General features: G+C 59.7%; 14 protein-coding genes. 9 read left to right on the top strand and 5 right to left on the bottom strand.

Going from position 1 to position 17,343, the window contains the following annotated elements:
- Nucleotides 1–79: 79 nt before the first annotated feature.
- Both ASD95_RS15205 and ASD95_RS15200 read left to right on the top strand, forming a co-directional pair.
- Nucleotides 80–1,582: an ATPase domain-containing protein gene (locus ASD95_RS15205; RefSeq protein ID WP_056724711.1), complete on the top strand. Its 1,503-nt coding sequence runs from the start codon at nucleotides 80–82 to the stop codon at nucleotides 1,580–1,582.
- The gene (locus ASD95_RS15200; protein ID WP_056724709.1) at nucleotides 1,579–3,249 is read left to right on the top strand and encodes a response regulator; all 1,671 of its coding nucleotides are present in this window, start codon (nucleotides 1,579–1,581) and stop codon (nucleotides 3,247–3,249) included. The genes ASD95_RS15205 and ASD95_RS15200 overlap by 4 nt, the downstream gene beginning before the upstream one ends.
- A gap of 4 nt (nucleotides 3,250–3,253) precedes the next feature.
- Here the strand turns inward: ASD95_RS15200 and ASD95_RS15195 are convergent, their stop codons facing one another.
- From ASD95_RS15195 to ASD95_RS15175, 5 genes are all read right to left on the bottom strand, one after another.
- Nucleotides 3,254–3,631: a response regulator gene (locus tag ASD95_RS15195; RefSeq protein WP_007970583.1), complete on the bottom strand. Its 378-nt coding sequence runs from the start codon at nucleotides 3,629–3,631 to the stop codon at nucleotides 3,254–3,256.
- A gap of 77 nt (nucleotides 3,632–3,708) precedes the next feature.
- On the bottom strand, nucleotides 3,709–4,890 hold the full coding sequence (locus tag ASD95_RS15190) for a hybrid sensor histidine kinase/response regulator (protein ID WP_056724707.1): 1,182 nt from the start codon (nucleotides 4,888–4,890) through the stop codon (nucleotides 3,709–3,711).
- Nucleotides 4,884–5,477: a chemotaxis protein CheB gene (locus ASD95_RS15185; RefSeq protein WP_056724704.1), complete on the bottom strand. Its 594-nt coding sequence runs from the start codon at nucleotides 5,475–5,477 to the stop codon at nucleotides 4,884–4,886. Before ASD95_RS15185 ends, ASD95_RS15190 begins: the two co-directional genes overlap by 7 nt.
- A complete protein-coding gene (locus ASD95_RS15180) occupies nucleotides 5,474–6,307 on the bottom strand; it encodes a CheR family methyltransferase (RefSeq protein WP_056724701.1) in 834 nt (277 codons plus the stop codon). Before ASD95_RS15180 ends, ASD95_RS15185 begins: the two co-directional genes overlap by 4 nt.
- Nucleotides 6,307–9,798, bottom strand: coding sequence for a response regulator (locus ASD95_RS15175; protein ID WP_056724699.1), 3,492 nt, complete (start codon nucleotides 9,796–9,798; stop codon nucleotides 6,307–6,309). The genes ASD95_RS15180 and ASD95_RS15175 overlap by 1 nt, the downstream gene beginning before the upstream one ends.
- A 246-nt stretch (nucleotides 9,799–10,044) precedes the next feature.
- On the opposite strand from ASD95_RS15175, the gene ASD95_RS15170 reads away from it, so the two are divergent.
- From ASD95_RS15170 to ASD95_RS15140, 7 genes are all read left to right on the top strand, one after another.
- Nucleotides 10,045–10,407: a response regulator gene (locus ASD95_RS15170; RefSeq protein ID WP_056724696.1), complete on the top strand. Its 363-nt coding sequence runs from the start codon at nucleotides 10,045–10,047 to the stop codon at nucleotides 10,405–10,407.
- 74 nt (nucleotides 10,408–10,481) lie between these two features.
- On the top strand, nucleotides 10,482–11,780 hold the full coding sequence (locus ASD95_RS15165; protein WP_056724694.1) for a glycosyltransferase: 1,299 nt from the start codon (nucleotides 10,482–10,484) through the stop codon (nucleotides 11,778–11,780).
- A 106-nt stretch (nucleotides 11,781–11,886) separates the two neighbouring features.
- Nucleotides 11,887–12,777: a hypothetical protein gene (locus ASD95_RS15160; protein WP_056724693.1), complete on the top strand. Its 891-nt coding sequence runs from the start codon at nucleotides 11,887–11,889 to the stop codon at nucleotides 12,775–12,777.
- A 61-nt stretch (nucleotides 12,778–12,838) separates the two neighbouring features.
- Nucleotides 12,839–13,744: an AraC family transcriptional regulator gene (locus ASD95_RS15155; RefSeq protein WP_056724690.1), complete on the top strand. Its 906-nt coding sequence runs from the start codon at nucleotides 12,839–12,841 to the stop codon at nucleotides 13,742–13,744.
- A gap of 285 nt (nucleotides 13,745–14,029) precedes the next feature.
- A complete protein-coding gene (locus ASD95_RS15150) occupies nucleotides 14,030–15,340 on the top strand; it encodes an ABC transporter substrate-binding protein (protein WP_056724688.1) in 1,311 nt (436 codons plus the stop codon).
- 199 nt (nucleotides 15,341–15,539) lie between these two features.
- A complete protein-coding gene (locus tag ASD95_RS15145) occupies nucleotides 15,540–16,439 on the top strand; it encodes a carbohydrate ABC transporter permease (protein WP_223541245.1) in 900 nt (299 codons plus the stop codon).
- An 8-nt stretch (nucleotides 16,440–16,447) separates the two neighbouring features.
- The gene (locus tag ASD95_RS15140) at nucleotides 16,448–17,278 is read left to right on the top strand and encodes a carbohydrate ABC transporter permease (protein ID WP_056724684.1); all 831 of its coding nucleotides are present in this window, start codon (nucleotides 16,448–16,450) and stop codon (nucleotides 17,276–17,278) included.
- Nucleotides 17,279–17,343 lie beyond the last annotated feature (65 nt).

Here is a 17,343-nt window from a genome sequence, read left to right as displayed (position 1 = left end):
AGGGTCAAGTGAACAAGCAGCCCGTTGCGGCACTTCGCAGCGGCTGCTTCGTTGACCCTGGCCATATGAGGACGCTTGTTTGTCTCTATCCGACGATTTGAACCAAGCCAAGGCCGCCACCGGTATCGAAGGTCTGGACGATATCCTCGACGGCGGATTGTCCCGCGGACATGTGTTTTTGCTCGAGGGCGAGCCGGGCACCGGCAAGACCACCGTGGCGCTGCACTTCCTGCTGGCGGGCGCGCAAGTCGGTGAGCGCTCGTTGTACATCACGCTGTCCGAGACCGAACGCGAACTGCGCCAAGGCGCCTTGTCCCATGGCTGGGAGATGGACGAAAACGTCCATATCTTCGAGCTGACGCCCCCGGAAAGCCTGCTCAATGCCGAACAGCAGCAGACACTGCTCTACTCCTCCGACCTGGAACTTGGCGAAGCCACCCGCCAGATCTTCGAAGTGGTCGAGCGGCTCAAGCCGACCCGCGTTGTCTTGGACAGCCTTTCGGAGATTCGCCTGCTGGCGCAAAGCTCGCTGCGCTACCGCCGGCAGATTCTGGCCATCAAGCATTATTTCGTGCGTTACGACGCCACAGTGCTGCTGCTCGATGACCTGACCGCCGAGTCCCTCGACAAAACCGTGCACAGCGTGGCCCACGGCGTGATTCGCCTGGAAGAACTGACGCCAAACTACGGCGCCGAGCGACGTCGCATCCGCGTGGTCAAGTACCGTGGCCAGAAGTACCGCGGCGGCTTCCATGACTTCACCATCATGGGCGACGGCGTGCATGTATTCCCGCGCCTGGTGGCCGCCGAACATCGCGGTCAATACCTGCGTCAGCAATTGACCAGCGGCATCCGGGAAATGGATGCGCTGCTGGGCGGTGGTATCGAAACCGGTTCCAGCACCTTGATCCTCGGTCCGGCAGGGACCGGCAAATCGCTGATCTCCATGGTGTTCGCCGCCGCAGCCGTGGCCCGGGGCGAAAAAGCCGCGCTGTTCATTTTCGATGAAGAGTTGGGGTTGCTGTTCGAGCGCATGAAGAACATCGGCATCGACCTGCAGGCCCTGCAAGACAGCGGCAATTTGCTGATCGAACAAGTGGACGCGGCTGAACTGTCCCCCGGCGAGTTCTCCCACCGGGTCCGGCGCTGCGTCGACGAAGGCAATATCAAGACTGTGGTGATCGACAGCATCAACGGCTATCAGGCGGCGATGCCGGAAGAAAACGCCCTGGTGCTGCACATGCACGAGTTGCTGCTGTACCTCAATCGCCAAGGCGCCGCGACCTTCATGACGGTGGCCCAGCACGGCCTGGTCGGCGATATGCAGGCGCCGGTGGACATCACTTACCTGGCCGATACGGTCATTCTGCTGCGTTACTTCGAAGCCCTGGGCAAGGTGCGCCGGGCCATTTCGATCATCAAGAAGCGTACCGGCAGCCATGAGTCGACCATCCGTGAATACCGCATCAGCGGCCTGGGCATGACCATCGGCGAACCGCTGGAAGCCTTCCAGGGCGTATTGCGTGGCGTCCCCACCTATCTCGGGGCCAGCAACCCGTTGCTCGCGGATGAAATCCGGTGACGGCCATGCTAGCCACGCCCGAACGCACAATCATCCTTGCACCGCGAGGGCGCGATGGCCAGATCGCCCTGATGATGCTCAACGAGGCCGGGTTTCACGGGGTGATCAGCTCCGACCTGCCAGGATTGTGCGCCGAACTGGAACAGGGGGCCGGCCTGCTGCTGATCTCCTCCGAGGCACTATTGGGTGCCGATCTGGAACCGCTGATCCGCCTGATCGAACACCAGCCCGCCTGGTCGGATCTGCCGATCGTGGTGATGACGCACCACGGTGGCCCGCAACAGGACCTGGCATCACGCTTCGGCCCGCAATTGGGCAACGTCACCTTCCTTGAGCGGCCGTTTCACCCGGTCACACTGATCAGCCTGGTCACCACGGCCCTGCGCGGGCGGCGACGACAGTATGAAGCCAGGGACCGGCTGATCGACCTGAGCCAGAGCGAATTGCGCCTGCAGAATACCCTCGAAACCCTTGAGCAACAGGTGGAAGAGCGCACGGCGCAACTGCGTCACAACGAAGAGGCATTGCGTCAGTCGCAGAAAATGGAAGCCGTCGGCCAGCTCACCGGCGGCATCGCCCATGACTTCAACAACATGCTGACCGGTATCATCGGCAGTCTGGAGTTGTTGCGCCGACGCCTGGCCCGGGGGCGAACCGAAGACCTCGACAGCCTGATCGACCTGGGGGTGACGTCGGCCAACCGCGCGGCGGGCCTGACCCACCGCCTGCTGGCGTTTTCCCGGCGCCAGTCGCTGGATTCGAAACCCGTGGAGATGAACAGTCTGGTGATCTCCATGGATGAACTGCTGCAACGCAGCATCAACGAAACCATTCGCCTGGACATGCAACTGGACGAGCAACTGTGGGTGGCCGAAGCCGACCCCAATCAACTGGAAAGCGCCCTGCTCAACCTGGTGATCAATGCACGCGATGCCATGCCCAATGGCGGACGGCTGCTGGTCTCGACCGCGAACCAGCACTTTGACGAGGACTTCACCCAGGGCCAGAACAGTCTCGATGCGGGTGACTACGTGGTGCTCAGCGTCACCGACACCGGCTGTGGCATGCCGCAAAGCACCATCAACCGCGCCTTCGACCCCTTCTTCACCACCAAGCCCATCGGCCAGGGCACCGGGCTGGGGTTATCGATGATCTATGGTTTCAGCAAGCAGTCGGGAGGTCACGTCGCCATCCACAGCGTCGTGGGCGAAGGCACCACGGTGAGCCTGTTCCTGCCACGCTTTAGTGGAGACCTGCCCCTGGAGCGTCCATTGGACGTCGAACATTCACCTTTGGCCAAGCATGGCGAGACGGTGTTGATCGTCGAGGACGACCCGGCGGTGCGGGTGCTGGTCAGCACGGTGTTGAGCGACCTGGGGTATGCCTACGTCGAGGCCTGTGATGGCGATAGCGCGGTGCCGATACTCGACTCGGCCCAGCGCATCGACCTGCTGATCAGCGATGTCGGCCTGCCCGGCATGAATGGCCGGCAACTGGCGGAAATCGGCCGGCAACTGCGACCCGACCTCAGGGTGCTGTTCATCACCGGCTACGCCGAGCACGCCGCAGTGCGCGGCGGGTTCCTTGATCCGGGCATGCAGATGATCACCAAACCGTTTACCTTCGACCTGTTGACGGCGAAGGTCAGGGAGATGATCAGCGCCTGAGCGCTCAGGAAAGCATGTCCTGCATCAGTTCCTGCAATTTATCCAGATCGAAGGGTTTGTCGAGGATCGGCGCCTTGCGGGTGATCGGGCTGTCGGTCTCACGGATTTCCTGGGCATAGCCACTGATGAAAATCACCTTGAGCTCCGGTCGCAGCTTCACGGCGGGCTCGGCGATCTGCACGCCGGAGATTCCCCCGGGCAGGCGGAAGTCGGTGATCATCATGTCCAGGTGCGGTTTGCTCGCCAGGATCTCGAAAGCCTGCTCGCCGTTTTCGGCCTGCAACACGCGGTAACCCTCGCCCGACAGATAAGCGGACAGCACCATCAGAATCGAGGGATCGTCCTCGACGACGAGTACTACATCTTGTGCATCTTCGCTCATGGGAAGCCTTTGTTCGGTCAATTGCTGCTGATACGACCGTGGTGTCGATCAGAGGTTGCGTTTACCTGGCTGTTTTCCTACAGCGGCAGACAAACGCGAAACAAGGCGCCTTCGCCAATCCTGCTCTGGACGGTAATAGTACCGCCATGGGCGGCCACAATCTGCTCAGAAATAAACAATCCCAGACCCAGTCCGGCGACGGCGTGCCTGGCCGATACCCGCTCGAACTGCTGGAAGATCCGCTTCTGGTTTTCCTCGCTGATGCCGATCCCTTGATCCTGAACATCCACCAGTGCCTGGCCACCCTCACTGTAGACCTTCACCGCGATCGGGCTCTTGGCCCCGTAGCGCAAGGCGTTGGTCAACAGGTTGGAAATGACCTGTTCAATACGAAACTCATCCCAGTTTCCGATCACCGGTTGCGCGGCATCGAGCGAAACCGAAGCCTCTGCGGCGTCGATCTGCTGGGAGAAGTTGTGCAGCACGTCGCGAACCAGCGTCGAAAGATCAACGCGCTTGGGCCGGATCGACAATTTGCCGGTACGGATGCGCGAGACATCGAGCATGTCTTCGATCAAGCGAATGAGGCTTTTGATCTGCCGCTCGTCGCGGTCGACCATGGCATGCATCTTGTCCAGGGTGAAGGCGGCGGCGTTGTCCCGGGCCAGGTGCATCTTGCGCAGCTGGGTCTCAAGGATCAGACCGTTGAGCGGCGTTCGCACTTCATGGGCGACGATGGACATGAAGTCATCGCGCATGCGCACCGCCTGCTCCAGTTCCAGCTGGGTGTTTTGCAGTTGCTCGAGCAGCGCTTCCTGTTCGCGGCGGCTTTGCTCAAGGGCCAGCACTTGTTCCTTCATCGCCTTGCTCTGGCGATACAGGTCGACGAACACATTGACCTTGCTCTTGACCGCCTGGACGTCCAGCGGCTTGTGCAGGAAGTCCACGGCTCCGCTTTCATAGCCCTTGAATGCATAGTTCAGTTCACGCCCGGCGGCGCTGACAAAAACGATCGGGATGTTCCTGGTCTTTTCCGTGCCGCGCATCAACTCGGCCAGCTCGAAGCCATTCATGCCGGGCATCTGCACATCGAGGATGGCCAAGGCGAACTCGTGTTCCAACAGCAGGGACAAGGCTTCGTCGGCGGACAGCGCCTTGTACACGATGCGGTCTTCACGCTTGATCAGCGCTTCGAGCGCCAGCAGATTCTCCGGCAGATCGTCCACGATCAGCAGTTTGGCCTGGATATTACTCAACATGCGATTCGTTCCAGCTCGACAAGCAAACGGCCGATGCCGCGTACAGGAAGTATGTGGTCCGGCTGGTGCATGTCCAGCGCGGCCTGGGGCATGGTGGCAACCTGAGCCTCCTGCGGGTCCTGCACGATGGTCATGCCACCGCGCTGCTTGACCTGAGCCAGGCCGCGCGCGCCATCGCGGTTGGCGCCGGTAAGCAACACTGCAGCCAGATGGGCGCCGTACGCATCGGCGGCCGATTCGAACAGGTAATCGATGGCGGGTCGCGAATGATGCAACCGAGGCTCCAGGCTCAGCGAAAAGCTGCGGTCCCGCTCCACTGACAGGTGATAACCGGGCGCGGCGAAATACAGCGTGCCGGCCTCGACCGGGGTCTTGTCGCAGGCCTCCCGCACCGGCAGGGCAACCCGGCGGGAAAACACGTCCGCCAGCTGGCTGCGGCGCTCGTCCGGCATGTGCAGCACGACAATGATCGGCAGTGCGAAGCCTTCGCGCAGCGGGCCGAGGATGCTCAACAGCGCCTCGACGCCACCGGCGGAGGCACCGATAACGATCGCTTCGATCGCCGGTAATTTCCTTGCACTGTTCATGTTTTTCGATAAATCCGTTCTTGTTTGACCAACGGCTCGAACTGATCGCCGAAGGCTGAGAAATCCGGGGTTTCCTTACTGCCCAGCACCAAAAAACCGCGATGACAGAGGGACTCATGAAACAGTCCGAATGCCCGATCCTGAAGTTTTTTATTAAAATAAATCAATACGTTACGGCATGAAATTAATTGAGTTTCCGAGAATACGCTGTCCGTCGCCAGGCTGTGATCGGCGAAGGTCACGTTCTCGCGCAGTGTCTTGTCGAAAATCGCGTACCCATAGGCCGCCGTATAGTAGTCGGCAAACGAACTCTGGCCACCGGCCTGCTGATAATTAGCAGTGTAGGCGCGGACGTTCTCCATCGAGAAAATCCCTTGCTTGGCCTTTTCCAGCGAGCGCGGATTGATATCGGTTGCATAGATGATCGTGCGGTCCAGCAGGCCTTCTTCGCGCAGCAGAATGGCCATTGAATACACCTCTTCTCCGGTGCTGCATCCAGCGATCCAGACCTTGATCGAGGGATAGGTTCGCAGCAACGGCACCACTTCCTTGCGGATGGCCAGGAAGTGCGAGGGGTCGCGAAACATCTCGCTGACCGGAATGGTCAGCAATTGCAGCAGTTGCATGAACGCGGCGGGATCGTGCAGGACCTTATCCTGCAATGCCGAGATGGTGTTGCACTCCAACTGGCTCAACGCATGGTTGACCCGGCGCTTGATCGAAGCGCCGGAGTAATCGCGAAAATCGTAGCTGTACTTGAGATAGATCGCCTCGATCAACAACCGCAGTTCGATTTCGCTGTTTCGCTCCACTGGGAAATTGCGCTCCACTAGATCCGTTCCATCTTCGGTAACCACACACGGATCAGCGAAAACAGGCGATCGAGGTCAATGGGCTTGGCCAGGTAATCGTTGGCGCCGGCCTGCAGGCAGCGCTCCTGATCGTCCTTCATGGCCTTGGCCGTCACCGCGATGATCGGCAGCTTGCGCCAGCGCGGGTCCTTGCGGATTTCAACGGTGGCTTCAAAACCATCCATTTCCGGCATCATCACGTCCATCAACACTAGATCGATGTCTTGCACCTCATTGAGTCGTTCTATCGCTTCGCGGCCATTGCGGCCAATGACCACGACTGCGCCCTTATGCTCCAGCGCACTGGTGAGGGCGAAAATGTTGCGCACATCGTCATCCACCAGCAGCACCTTGCGGCCTTCAAAGACCTTGTCGCGGCTGCGGGCAACCTTGAGCATCTTCTGTCGATCATGGGACAACCGTGATTCGACTTTGTGCAGAAAAAGCGTCACCTCATCCAGCAACCGCTCTGGCGAGCGTGCGCCCTTGATGATGATCGAACGCGAATACTTGCGCAGTTCGGCTTCTTCATCCCGGGTCAGGTTGCGCCCGGTATAGACGATGACCGGTGGAAAGGAGCAGATGTCTTCGGTGGACATGCGCTTGAGCAGGTCATTGCCGAGCATGTCCGGCAACTTGAGGTCGATGATCATGCAATCGAAGACCGACGTGCGCAGCAGGTCCAGCGCCTCCTGCGCCAGGCCAACGGCGGCGATCTCGATGTCATCGTCGCCGATCAGGCGGGCAATGCTGTCGCGCTGCAAGTCATCGTCCTCGACCAGCAGCACGCGCTTGACCTTCTGGGTCAGCTTGGCCTCGAGGCGTGCAAACACCTCCTTGAGTTCCTCGCGGCTGGTCGGTTTGACCGCATAGCCAATGGCACCCATGTGCATCGCCGCCTCGACCCGGTCTTCGACTGAAATCACATGCACCGGAATGTGTCGGGTTTCGGCGTGCTCCTTCAAACGTTGCAGCACGGTCAGGCCGGAATGATCCGGCAGGCGCATATCCAGCAGGATCGCATCGGGGATGAACGCCTTGGCCAGCTCGTAGCCTTCATCGGCACCATGGGCCACCAGGCATTGATAACCCAGTTCATGGGCCAGATCGTAGAGGATGTGGGCAAAGTTCGGCTCATCCTCCACCACCAGAATGCAGCGGGTGGTGAACGGACCCTTGTTGCGATCGTCATCGAAACGCGGAATGTCGACTTCGGCCACCCGTGGCGACAACGTGGGCGTCGGCACACTCGACGCCGCCACCACTGGAGCGGCTCGCATCGGTTCGACAGGCACTTCGCCCGGTTCCACGTACTGCCGCGGCAAGACCAGGGTAAATACACTGCCCTGCCCCGGCGTGCTGGTCACGCTGATGGAGCCGCCGAGCAAGGCCGCCAGGTCTCGGGAGATCGACAAACCCAGCCCCGTGCCGCCGTAGCGCCGGTTGGTGGTGCCATCGGCCTGACGGAACGCTTCGAAGATGCTTTCGTGATGATCCACCTCGATGCCGATCCCGGAATCGCCGATGCTGAACGCGATGCCGTCGTTCGGCGCCGAGGCGACGGATAGGCTGACGCTGCCGCTTTCCGTGAATTTCACGGCGTTGGACAACAGGTTCTTGAGCACTTGCTCCAGGCGCTGGCGGTCGGTGAATAGCATCAGCGGTGCGCCGTCCTGAATATCCACCTGGAAATCCAGCTGCTTGTCCATGGCCAATGGCTGGAACAGGCCGCGCAGGCCATCCACCAGACGCGCCACGCTGGTGTTCTCCGGATGGATCTCCAGCTTGCCGGCCTCGACTTTGGAGATATCCAGAATGTCGTTGATCAGGTGGAGCAAGTCATTGCCGGCGCAGTAGATCGACTCGGCGAACTTCACTTGCTCGGCGGTGAGGTTTTCTTCCGGATTTTCCGCCAGCAGCTTGGCCAGGATCAACGAGCTGTTGAGCGGCGTGCGCAACTCGTGGGACATGTTGGCGAGGAATTCGGACTTGTATTTGCTCGATCGCTGCAGTTCTACCGCGCGCTCTTCGAGCTGGATCTGGGCCTGATTGAGTTCGGTATTCTTCAGGTCCATGGCGTCGCGTTGTTCGGCCAGTATTTCTGCCTGCTCGGCGAGTTGTTCGTTGGTCTGCTCCAGCTCCACCTGCTGGGTTTCCAGGTGTGCCTGGGACTCCTTGAGAATCCGCGACTGCTCCTCGAGTTCTTCGTTGGCGGTCTTGAGTTCTTCCTGCTGAACCTGCAATTCTTCGTTGAGTTGCTGGGTTTGGGCCAACACCTCCTGCAAACGCTGGCGATAGCGTGCCGCCTCGATCGAGGTGCCGATGTTGCCGGCTATCAACTCAAGCAATTCAACGTCACGGTCGGTCAGTGGACGCAGGAAGCCCAACTCGATCACGCCATTGACCCGCTCGTCGTCGCTGGTGGGCACCACCAGCACACTGCGGGGCAAGCCGTCACCGAGGCCGGAGCAGACCTTGAAATAATCCCCCGGCACCTCGTCCAGGCGAATCAGCCGTGCCTGTTGCGCCACCTGGCCGACAATACCTTCGTCGCTGTAGATCTGCTGTTCACGCTCTTCCTGTTCACGGGAAAACCCGTAGGTGGCGATGCGCTTGAGGCCGCCGTGGTCTTCGCGCACATAAATGGCCGCCACGGCGCTGCCCAGGTACTGCGCACAGAATTGCAGGATGTTGCGACCGAGCATGGCCAGGCTCAATTGCCCCAATACCTGCTCGGCCAGTTCGGTCTGGCCGTTGCGCAGCCAGGCCTGTTGCTCCAGACGATGGGCGCTGGCCTGTTGGCCGGCAAGGTTGACGCTGTAGTTCTGCGACAGGGTCATCAAGTCGCGACGCCCGACATACGCCAGCAACCCGCTGACCCCGGCTATGAGCAACAGGTAGAGGCTGATGCTCATAATCGTGGTGCGCCGCACTTCATCATTGCGCGATGCGCGCAACTGTTGCTCGGTGTCGATCACCGCCTCGAACTGCTTGCGAATTTCATCGGTCAGGCGTTTGCCGCGTCCGGCCTTGACCACGGCGCGATAATCGCCGCTGCTGCGCTGCAAATCGATCATCGATTGTGCGTAGCTCGCCCACTCCTGCTGCAAGGCCTGCAACCGCAACAAGCGGTCGGTCTGCACCGGGTTGTCGTCAGTCAGTTCGAGCAAGGTGTTGAGCGCCACGGCGATGCGCGGCTTGGCGGTTTCGTAGGGGTCGAGGAAATGTTCATCGCCACTGAGCAGGAAACCGCGCATCCCGGTTTCCAGATCCACGGTCAGCTTGACCGCTTCATTGGCGTTATTGATCACCCGGTCGGTGTGCTCCACCCACTGGATCGTCGACAACAAATAGCTGATCAGCGAGACGAAGAACACGGCGCTGATGAAACCCAGCCCCAACGGCAGGCTGATGTTACGGCTCAGGAGTTTACGAAATCGTTGCTCATCAACCGAGGACGCTGAGGTCATGGGGCAGGCCTTGTCGAACTGTCAGGATGCAAGGAGTTTGCCCCAAAACTGGCACATCGATCCAATTATCTGACATGTTTGCGCGCAAGGTCCTAATTACGCTGTGTCCGCGCTATCCTTGCCTTTCCTGCGCCGTGAAAGCTTTTTCCAACGTGCTGGGAACTTGTCGGGATCCACCACTTACTCATGCAAGAGGCCGGTGATCTCCTGCGACCGGCAATACCAATCTTTTTCGGGAATTCGACCATGTCATCCGCCAACGCCTCCACCATCCTCGTCGTCGAAGACGATGCCATCGTGCGCATGCTGATCGTCGATGTACTGGAGGAACTGGAGTTCAAGGTGCTGGAAGCCGATGGCAGCGAACAGGCGCTGGAGACCCTCAAGGATGTGAACCTACACATTGACCTGATGATGACGGATGTTGGCCTGCCGGTCATGGACGGACGTGAACTGGCCACCCTTGCCCGCACGTTACGTCCCAACCTGCCCATCCTGTTTGCCAGCGGCTATGCCGAAAGCATCGAAGTCCCTGTCGACATGCACGTGATCGGCAAACCCTTCTCCATTGATCAGTTGCGCGACAAGGTCAAAAGCATTCTCGGGTGACCCTGGGCTGCGCTGTGGTTTAATGCGCGCCTTTTTCATCCCCGCCCTGTCTTCGCTTCAAGGAACGCCCGTACATGATTGAGTCCCGCGCAACCAAAGTCCTGGTCATTGGTTACGTCTGGCCCGAGCCCCGTTCTTCGGCGGCCAGTGGGCATGTCATGCAGATTCTCGAGGTTTTCCTGGAACAAGGCTGGGACATCACGTTCAGCAGCCCGGCAGGCTTCGGCGAGCAACGCGCAGACCTTACTGCGTTGGGTATCCGTGAAGTCCCCATCGAACTGAACAACAGCAGTTTCGATGCTTTCATCAGCGAACTGGCGCCGGACATCGTGCTGTTCGATCAATTCATGATGGAGGAACAGTTCGGCTGGCGAGTCGAGAAGCATTGCCCCGATGCCTTGCGCGTACTCGAAAGCTGCGACCTGCAAAGCCTCAGGCAGGGCCGGCATCAACGCCTCAAGGAGCGTTTGAAGGCCAGTGACGACAACAACGACTTCAGCGATCTGTTCGCCCCCGCGTCGCGTGAAGAGTTCGAACACATGGCCGATACCGATATGGCGAAGCGCGAGATCGCCTCGTTCTATCGTTGTGATTTGACGCTGATGGTTTCCGAAGTGGAAATCGAATTGCTGGTCGAGCAGTTCAGGTTTGCGCGCAACCTGTTGCACTGGTGCCCGTTGATGGTCGATGTTCCGACCCGTGCGCCGGTACCCTTTGAAGACCGGGCACACTTTCTTCATATCGGTAACTTTCGCCACGCGCCCAACTGGGATGCCGTGCTCTGGTTGAAAACCGCTATTTGGCCGCTGATTCGCGAGCAGATACCCGGCGCTCAATTGCATATCTACGGTGCCTACACACCACCCAAGGCGACGGCCCTGCATAACCCGGCCCAAGGTTTTCATGTGATGAACTGGGCAGAAGACGCTCTGCAAGTCATGTCGTCGGCGCGGGTCTGCATGGCGCCTCTGCGTTTTGGCGCGGGAATCAAGGGCAAGATTGTCGATGCGATGCTCTGTGGCACACCGAATGTGACGACGCCAGTGGGTGCCGAGGCGATGCATGGCGAAGAGGCATGGCCAGGCGCAGTGACCCGTTCGGCACGGGAGTTCGCCGATCATGCCGTGCAACTGCACAACGACAAGACGCGCTGGCTTGACGCCCAGGCGCACGGGCAAACCCTGCTGGCCGGCCGCTACCGCAAATCCGTTCATGGCCCGGCGTTGATCCAGCGGCTGGTCGATTGCCAGCGGGATCTGGCAAACATACGACGAGATAACTTTACCGGCAGCATGTTGCGTCATCACCAGCACAAGAGCACTCAATACATGGCGCAATGGATTGAGGCGAAGAACCGGCTGAATCAGGAGTAGCCCACTTTTCTTGTGCAATACATAGTTACCGCCGTTGCTGTGCCCGACCGGTTAACCTGAGCGCTTCACACCCCATGGACGGGGGTGTTTCGCACAAGGAATGGCCATGACCCGCAACACGCGTGGTTTGCTCGACAAGCAAACCTGGATGAGCAACACCCTCGAGATCGATCAACTCAAACTCACCGATATCGTCTGGCCTGGCGTGCATAACGCCGGCATGGACAAGAAAGCGCCGAACTACGACGTCGTGACCGGCAACTGGACCGCCTGTCAGAACGACACGTTTTCCTGGCAACTGGCCAACGGCGCCCGCGCCTTCGACATCCGTCTGGGCTACAGGGCCGGAGCGGCTCGATCGGGCTTCCACTTTCATCACAACGGCTATCGCTCGCATCGCGTCCTGGACGACCTGATCGACGCGGTGTTGCTGTTCCTCGATCGCAACCCGGACGAATTCATCGTGCTGGACTTCCATCAACTGGCCGATGGCAATAAACCTTTCGATCATCAACGGCTCAATGACTGGCTCGTGCGTCGCCTCGGGCTGCGAGCCGTCCTACCCGGCGACGGACTCAAAACAGTGGGAGAACTGAAAAGCGCCAGCCAGCATCGCCGGGTGATCATGGCGGCACCCGCCGGGCCAGAACTCGATGGCGAATACTTCTGGCCACGCATCCCGCACAAATGGCGCGACAACAGGTTCTCCGCCCCAGCCGAACTGCAACGCTACATCGCGCAGACCCTGGAAGATGCGCCTTACGAAACTTTCCTCTGGTTACTGTCCGCGACCACCTACTCGCTGCTCGGTGGGCCCGGGAATATCAAGCGGCAAATCAACGACTGGTTCAACACCACGGGAAACTGGGTGACGCGTTGCAGCATCATCAGCACCGACTTTTTCGACGAGTCCGACATCGTCCGTTATTGCTGGAGTGCCACCAGCATGAAAGCGGTTTACGGCCGTGCCTTGCATGAACAGACGCACCGGCGGTAGTAGCGCTGGCCCTGCGTCAAGAGGCATGATCCGGGCGGGATAACTACAAAAGCGCCCTGACATGACCCGCACCGCCAGAGTCACCGATCCTTCCTACGAGTTGATGGACGACCACAACGGCTTGTCCATCATCTATCGCCAGCACGGTTTCCCCTGCCCGTTGGTGCGCTGGCATTTCCACAAGGAATACGAGCTGCACCTGATCGTCGCCAGTTCCGGCAAGGTGTTCATCGGCGACTACATCGGCAACTTCTATCCGCAAACCCTGTTCCTGACCGGCCCCAACCTGCCCCACAACTGGATCAGTCAGGTGGCCGAGGATGAAGTGGTGCCAAAACGCGACATGCTGGTCAACTTCACCGACGAGTTGTTCGACAGCGGCTATCAGGTGTTCGCCGAACTCAAGGCCCTGGCACCGCTGCTGGAGCGTGCGCAGTACGGCATCGAGTTTCGCTGCAAGCACACCATCGCCAAGGCGATGGATCTGATGCAGCGCATCGCCGACACGACCGGTGTGACCCGTCTCGGGAATTTTTTCATTCTGCTGGAGTTGCTCGCGGCCACCGACGACTACCAATTGCTCTCTGGCGCCACGACCCCGCAACTGGCCGACGAACACAACATCGATCGCACCAACCGCGCGGTGGATTACATCTTCGCCCATTACGCCCGGGACTTGACGCTGGAGGAAGTCGCCGAGCACCTGGGCATGAAACCGACGTATTTCAGCCGGGTATTCAAGCAGGCCACCGGGCGCAATTTCATCGAGTTCGTCAATCGCCTGCGCATCAGCAAGTCCTGCGAGTTGCTGGCCGATGGCAACAAGCCGGTGACCGATGTCTGCTTCGAATCGGGCTTCAACAATATTTCCAACTTCAACCGGCGCTTCCAGCAACTCAAGGGCATGACGCCTTCTCACTACCGGCGCTTGGTGGTGCAGCGGTTGACCGAGCAAAACCTGGGCTGAAGTCACACCTCAAATCCCTGTGGGAGCGGGCTTGCTCGCTCCCACAGGTACAGCGTTACCCCCTCAAACCTGTACGGATTCAATACCCCTCCTTCGCTGAAAAGCCCTTCCCTGCGTCTACCCCGTAAAACCTCAGTGCAAAAAAGTATCGATCAAAGTGCGATGGATGATTTGTCTCGCCTGCCATTGAAGGATGTAATCAGCACAGATTCTTCCCTGCGCAGGAAGACACAAAAACAATAACTGTCCTTCTGTTTCCCGCCGGGTGCAGAAAAGGAGTGCACGATGCAACCTTCGGTAAAAGCCCTGCTTGCCCTCACCTGCATGACCCTGAGCAGCGTCAGCCTTGGCGCACAGACCCTGACCATCGCCACCGTCAACAACAGCGACATGATCCGCATGCAAAAACTCTCGAAAACCTTCGAGGCCGAGCATCCGGACATCAAGCTCAATTGGGTGGTCCTCGAAGAAAACGTCCTGCGCCAGCGCCTGACTACCGACATCGCCACCCAGGGCGGACAGTTCGATGTGCTGACCATTGGCATGTACGAAGCCGCACTCTGGGGCGCCAAGGGCTGGCTGGAGCCGATGAAGGATTTGCCGGCCAGCTATGCCCTCGACGATGTGTTCCCATCGGTGCGCGAAGGCCTGTCGGTCAAAGGCACGCTGTACGCCCTGCCGTTCTACGCCGAAAGCTCGATCACCTACTACCGCACCGACCTGTTCAAGGATGCCGGCCTGACCATGCCCGAGCGCCCGACCTGGGAGCAGATTGGTGAATTCGCCGCCAAACTGAACAAACCCGGGCAGGAACAGTACGGCATATGCCTGCGGGGCAAGGCTGGCTGGGGCGAGAACATGGCGCTGATCAGCACCGTGGCCAACGCCTATGGCGCGCGCTGGTTCGATGAAAAGTGGCAGCCGGAATTCAACGGTCCCGAATGGAAAAACGCGCTGAACTTCTATGTCGACACCATGAAGAAATCCGGCCCGCCGGGGGCGTCGAGCAACGGTTTCAATGAAAACCTCGCGTTGTTCAACAGCGGCAAATGCGCGATCTGGGTCGATGCCAGCGTCGCCGGATCGTTCGTCACCGACAAGTCCCAGAGCAAGGTCACCGATCACGTCGGCTTCACCTATGCGCCGCATCAGGTCACTGACAAGGGCTCGGCGTGGTTGTACTCATGGGCGCTGGCCATTCCGACCAGTTCCAAGGCCAAGGACGCGGCGAAAACCTTCAGCGCCTGGGCCACATCCAAAGAATACGGCGCACTGGTCGCGGAAAAAGACGGCATCGCCAACGTGCCGCCGGGCACCCGCGCCTCGACCTACAGCGAGGCGTACATGAACGCCGCGCCATTCGCCAAGGTGACGCTGGAATCGCTCAAGGCCGCGGACCCGGGCAAGCCGGGCGCCAGGCCCGTGCCTTACATCGGCATCCAGTTGGTGACCATTCCCGAGTTCCAGGGCATTGGTACCCAGGTCGGCAAATCCTTCTCGGCGGCGCTGATCGGCCAGACCACGGTCGACCAGGCGTTGGCGGCGGCCCAGCAAACCACTGAACGCGAAATGAAGCGCGCGGGTTATCCCAAGTAAGCAGTCCCCTTCCCTGTGGGAGCGGGCTTGCCCGCGATGAGGCAGTCACATTCAACATAGATGTTGGCTGCTCAATCGCCATCGCGGGCAAGCCCGCTCCCACAGGGACCGCGTCGATGCCAGGAATGATTTCTGTCCTGAACATATATGTGTACCCAATCGGTTTAACGCCATGAATACATCAACTGCAAAAGCTCACATGGACATTGCCCAGCCGCAGCACAAAAGCCGTGTGGTCAATCCCGGCTGGTTCCTGGTCAGCCCTTCGGTGGCCTTGCTGCTGTTGTGGATGATCGTACCGCTGGGTATGACCGTCTACTTCTCGACGATTCGCTACAACTTGCTCAATCCCGGCGAAAACGAGTTCGTCGGCCTGGAAAACTTCACCTACTTCCTCACCGACTCGGGCTTCCTGCCCGGCGCCACCAACACCCTGTTGCTGGTGGGCAGCGTGCTGCTGATCAGTGTGGTGCTCGGCGTGCTGATCAGTGCATTGCTGGAGGCCAGTGAGTTTTTCGGTCGCGGCATCGTGCGGGTGATGTTGATCTCGCCGTTCTTCATCATGCCCACGGTAGGCGCACTGATCTGGAAGAACCTGATCTTCCATCCGGTATCGGGGATTCTCGCCTACGTCTGGAAGCTGTTCGGCGCGCAACCGGTGGACTGGCTGGCGCACTACCCGCTGCTGTCGATCATCATCATTGTCTCGTGGCAATGGCTGCCCTTCGCGATCCTGATCCTGATGACCGCCATGCAGTCCCTCGACCAGGAACAGAAAGAAGCCGCGCGCCTGGACGGTGCCGGGCCCATCGCGATTTTCTGGCACCTGACCCTGCCGCACCTGGCGCGGCCGATTGCGGTGGTGGTGATGATCGAAACCATCTTCCTGCTCTCGGTGTTCGCCGAAATCTTCACCACCACCAACGGCGGCCCCGGCTACGCCTCGACCAACCTCGCCTACCTGATCTACAACCAGGCGCTGGTGCAGTTCGATGTCGGCATGGCCTCGGCGGGCGGCCTGATCGCCGTGGTCATCGCCAACATCGCCGCGATCATCCTGGTGCGGATGATCGGCAAAAACCTGACCGACAAAGCCTGAGGCCTGCCATGACTCTTCAACAATCCCGTCGTTTGCAAAGCCTGCTGCTCGGTACATTGGCCTGGGCCATCGCCATCGTGATTTTCTTCCCGATCTTCTGGATGGTGCTGACCAGTTTCAAGACCGAAATCGATGCCTTCGCCACGCCGCCGCAGTTCATCTTCATGCCGACGCTGGAGAACTACCTGCACATCAACGAGCGCAGCGACTATTTCAGTTTCGCCTGGAACTCGGTGGTGATTTCCTTCAGCGCCACCGCCCTGTGCCTGCTGATCGCGGTGCCGGCGGCCTACTCCATGGCGTTCTATGAAACCCGGCGCACCAGGGGCACGCTGCTGTGGATGCTCTCGACCAAGATGCTGCCTCCAGTGGGCGTGCTGATGCCGATCTATCTGCTGGCCAAGAGTTTCGGCCTGCTCGACACGCGGATCGCGCTGATCGTGATCTACACGCTGATCAACCTGCCGATCGTGGTCTGGATGATTTACACCTACTTCAAGGACATCCCCAGGGACATCCTCGAAGCCGCACGACTGGACGGCGCAACGCTGGCCCAGGAGATGCTCCGCGTGTTGCTGCCCATCGCCAAGGGCGGCCTGGCATCCACGGTACTGCTGTCGCTGATCCTGTGCTGGAACGAGGCCTTCTGGTCGCTGAACCTGACCTCGTCGAAAGCCGCGCCGCTCACTGCATTGATCGCGTCCTACTCCAGCCCCGAAGGGTTGTTCTGGGCCAAGTTGTCAGCGGTGTCGACCCTGGCCTGTGCGCCGATCCTGATCTTCGGCTGGATCAGCCAGAAACAACTGGTGCGCGGCCTGTCGTTCGGCGCCGTGAAATGAATCAAAAGCAAAAGATCGCAGCCTGCGGCAGCTCCTACAGGGGGGGCGCGGTGCTTGGGGGCTCT

The organism is Pseudomonas sp. Root71 (assembly GCF_001429045.1).
GTDB classification, from domain to species: Bacteria; Pseudomonadota; Gammaproteobacteria; order Pseudomonadales; family Pseudomonadaceae; genus Aquipseudomonas; species Aquipseudomonas monachiensis.
The sequence above is the reverse complement of the archived record's forward strand: the minus strand, read 5'-3'. Positions and strand labels throughout refer to the sequence as shown.